Source organism: Streptomyces sp. H27-D2 (assembly GCF_035828615.1).
In the GTDB taxonomy this organism is placed as follows: domain Bacteria; phylum Actinomycetota; class Actinomycetes; order Streptomycetales; family Streptomycetaceae; genus Streptomyces.
This window is the reverse complement of the sequence record NZ_JAYMZR010000239.1, coordinates 1-543: the sequence shown is the minus strand read 5'-3', so window position 1 is coordinate 543 and position 543 is coordinate 1. Positions and strand designations below refer to the sequence as shown.

1 protein-coding gene is annotated in these 543 nt (G+C 72.0%); it reads left to right on the top strand.

Annotated elements, in window-relative coordinates:
* On the top strand, positions 1-543 hold a 543-nt coding region (locus QMK28_RS34095; protein WP_326443576.1), incomplete at both ends, for a condensation domain-containing protein.

The following is a 543-nucleotide window of genomic DNA, read 5'->3' as shown; positions in this document are numbered from 1 at the left end:
TTTCCCGCACGGTGGGCTGGTTCACCAGCGTGCATCCGGTCCGCCTCGATGCCGGACCGGCCGACATCGGCGAGGTGCGGGCGGGGGGTGCGGCTGCGGGGCGGGTGGTGAAGCGGGTCAAGGAGCAGCTGCGGGCGGTCCCGGGGGACGGGCTCGGTTACGGCATGCTGCGCTACCTCAACCCCGAGACCGGTGCCGTGTTGGCGGGTCTGCCGTCCGCGCAGATCGGCTTCAACTACCTGGGGCGGTTCAGTGGCCGGGGTGGGGAGTGGCAGCTGACCCAGGACGGCTTTGGCAAGGGCGCCAATGGTCGGGCGCCGGTGATGCATGCCCTGGAGGTTCTGGGTATGGTCCACGACGTGCCCGGGGGGCCGGAGCTGACGCTGAGCCTGGCCTGGCCGGAGCGGATTCTGGACGAGGCGGAGGTGCAGGCCCTGCTCGATGGCTGGGCGGCGATGCTGGCCGGATTCGCGGCTCACGCCTCCCGCCCCGGCAGCGGGGGGCACACGCCTTCCGACTTCCCCCTTGTGGAGCTGGAGCAGC